Source organism: Cupriavidus sp. 01L46 (assembly GCF_056399905.1).
Genome location: NZ_JBFTSF010000483.1, coordinates 1 through 3,045, shown reverse-complemented (window position 1 = coordinate 3,045; position 3,045 = coordinate 1). Strand labels below are relative to the sequence as shown.

General features: G+C 67.7%; 3 protein-coding genes. All 3 read left to right on the top strand.

Going from position 1 to position 3,045, the window contains the following annotated elements:
• Window positions 1-207 precede the first annotated feature (207 nt).
• On the top strand, window positions 208-1,569 hold the full coding sequence (locus AC1DS3_RS37225; RefSeq protein WP_441634266.1) for an amino acid permease: 1,362 nt from the start codon (window positions 208-210) through the stop codon (window positions 1,567-1,569).
• Window positions 1,570-1,879: 310 nt separating this feature from the next.
• The gene (locus AC1DS3_RS37220; RefSeq protein WP_441634031.1) at window positions 1,880-2,290 is read left to right on the top strand and encodes a nuclear transport factor 2 family protein; all 411 of its coding nucleotides are present in this window, start codon (window positions 1,880-1,882) and stop codon (window positions 2,288-2,290) included.
• Between the two features lie 37 nt (window positions 2,291-2,327).
• A partial coding sequence (locus AC1DS3_RS37215) for an NAD(P)/FAD-dependent oxidoreductase (protein ID WP_477129202.1) occupies window positions 2,328-3,045 on the top strand: 718 nt, incomplete at its 3' end.

The window sequence follows — 3,045 nt, the reverse complement described above, 5'->3', positions numbered from 1 at the left end:
GCGCATGCGATACGCGCCGCCTGCCGCAACCCGCTCCGGTGTCATCGAGCGCAACCACGGCCCCCGCCGGCGAGCCATTCGCCGACCTACGAACTACTATATAAGCCGTGGCGCGCGACCCCTGGGCATAGCAGGAGACAAAGCAAAGTGATTCACCCTCAGCAGCAGCAATCCAGCGGCCTGAAGCACGGGCTGAAACAGCGCCACATGACCATGATCGCGCTGGGCGGCGTCATTGGCGCGGGCCTTTTCGTCGGCAGTGGCGTCGTCATCAAGTCTGCCGGCCCCGCGGCTGTCATTTCCTTTCTCATCACCGGCTTGCTGGTGGTGCTCGTCATGCGCATGCTGGGCGAAATGGCGTGCGCGCTGCCCACCGTGGGCTCCTTCTACGAATACGCCCGCGAAGCCTGGAGCGACCGCCCGGCCATGGGCGAGCTGGCGGGGTTCCTGACCGGCTGGATGTACTGGTATTTCTGGGTGATCGTGGTCGCGCTGGAGGCCGTGGCCGGGGCCAGCCTGGTGCAGTTCTGGCTCCCGGACGTTCCCGCGTGGAGCATCAGCCTGGTGCTGCTGGTGATGCTCACGCTCACCAACCTGATCTCGGTGAAGTCCTTTGGCGAATTCGAGTTCTGGTTCGCCTCGATCAAGGTGGCGGCCATTGTGGTGTTCCTGTTCCTGGCCGGGCTGTTCGTGCTCGGCATGTGGCCGGGCGCTACCGCCAGCGTGGCGCACCTCACCGTGCATGGTGGCTTTGCGCCTAACGGGATCATGCCGGTGCTGACCGGCGCGGTAGCGGCGACAGGGTTCTACTTCGGCGCCGAGATCGTGACCATCGCCGCGGCGGAAACCGCCGAGCCGCAAAAGGCGGTGGCCAAGGCCACCAGCTCGGTCATCACCCGCGTGCTGGTGTTCTATGTGGGCTCGGTGCTGCTGGTGGTGTGCCTGGTGCCTTGGAACTCCGCCGGCATCGCCACGCCGTATGTCAGCGCGCTCAATGCCATGCGCATCCCGGCGGCGGCGCAGATCATGAACGCCGTCGTGCTCACCGCCGTGCTGTCGGCGCTGAACTCCGGGCTGTACGCCTCGTCGCGCATGCTGTTCGCGCTGACCAAGCGCGGGGACGCGCCGCAGGCGCTGGCCAGGCTGAGCCGCAACGGCGTGCCGGTCAGGGCCATCCTGTTCGCCACGCTGTTCGGCTACGGCGCGGTGGTGATGTCCTATGTGTCGCCGGACAAGGTCTTTGCCTTCCTGGTCAACTCCTATGGCACCGTCGCCATCTTTGTCTACATCCTGATCGCCATCTCGCAGCTGCGCCTGCGCGCCCGCCTGGAGCGCGAGGCGCCGCACCGGCTCAAGGTGCGGATGTGGGCTTTCCCCTACCTGACCTGGGTCGCCATCGCGGGCATGGTCGGGATCGTGGTCGCCATGGCCTTTATCCCCGACCAGCGAACCCCGCTGCTGCTCGGCGTGGCCAGCCTTGGCATCCTGGTGCTGGCGTACGCGATGCGCCATCAGCTCCGAAAGCACGCCGCCGCCGCGCCGCTGGGCGAGGTGCGGCGGGCTGACTGACACGCCCAGCGCCTGAACCGGCTTGCCGCGATGCGTGCCATCGCGGCCTTGCCTCCCACCCAACGCTTCGCAGGCCGCCGCGGCCATCTTCCGCGCCGGCCTGCCCGCGCCTGCCCGCGCTTGCCCGCGCTTGCCCGCGCTTGCCCGGCAGGTGTACCTGATGCGCAGCATTTCGGGAGCGCACTGGCCCAAGCGATTCATGGGATCTGGCCCTACAGCATTGCGCGTCACCTCTCTATGCTGCAGTCATAAGCCGCACAGGTCCGGCGCCCGGATCACCAACACCATCAAGAACATCAAGGAGACGCAAATGGCAAACCCCTCGGTAACCGCAGCCACCCTGCAAGCTTTCAGCGACGCGTGGAACCGCCACGACATCGAAGCGCTGATGGGCTTCATGGCCGAGGACTGCGTGTTCCACGCCGTGGCCGGCAGCGAGCTGTTCGGCCGCAGCTTCGAAGGCCGCGCCGCGGTGCGCGAGGGCTTCCAGCTGGCCTGGCAGGCGTTCCCCGACGCAGCGTGGCTGGATGGCGAGCATTTCGTCGCCGGCGAGCGCGGCGTCAGCGAATCCACCTTCCGCGGCACCAAGGCGGACGGCACGCGCATCGAGGCGCGCATGGTGGATGTGTTCACCTTCCGCGACGGCAAGATCGCGGTGAAGAACGCGTACCGCAAGGATCGCCCGCCCGTTGCCGCCGCCGGCTCCGGCGCCCCCAACTGATTCCAGCCCCGCCAGAGGGCATTTGAGGATGACAAACATGGACGCCACCGCCGCAAGACTGATCCTGCCCGAAGGCCACGCCACCGCGCCGTCGAAGCCGTACGACCCGGCCTACGACCCGCTGGTCGCGCCCACGCCCGGCCAGGGCCGCGAGTACGCTCCCACCTACTGGATCGGCACGGCCGGCGAGCCGCCGCCCGACGATGGCCCGATCACGCACGATATCGACGTGGACGTGGCTATCATCGGCTCCGGCTTCACCGGGCTGACCTGCGCGATCTTCCTCGCGCAGGAGCACGGCATCAAGGCGACCGTGCTGGAGGCCAACCGCGTGAGCTGGGGCTGCAGCACGCGCAACGGCGGCCAGGCGCAATGCGCCTCGGGCCGGCTCAAGCGCTCGCAGTGGATCCAGCGCTACGGCCTCGATACCGCGCTGCGGCTGCACGAGGAGGTGTGCGACGGCATGGAGACCTTCAAGGGGCTGATCAAGGACATCGACTGCGAACCGCAGCCCGGTGGCCACCTCTACATCGCTCACCGCGCCAAGGTCATGCCCGCGCTGGAAAAGGAAGCCAAGGTGCTGCGCGACGTGTTCAAGTACGACGCGCGCATCCTGGATGCCGACACCGTCAAGCGCGAGTATGTCGACGACAAGGAAGCCGCCGGCGCCATGCACGAGCCCGAAGGCATCGGCATCCATGCCGGCAAGCTGGCCTTCGGCTACCTGCGCCGCGCGCGCGCGCTGGGCGCCAAGG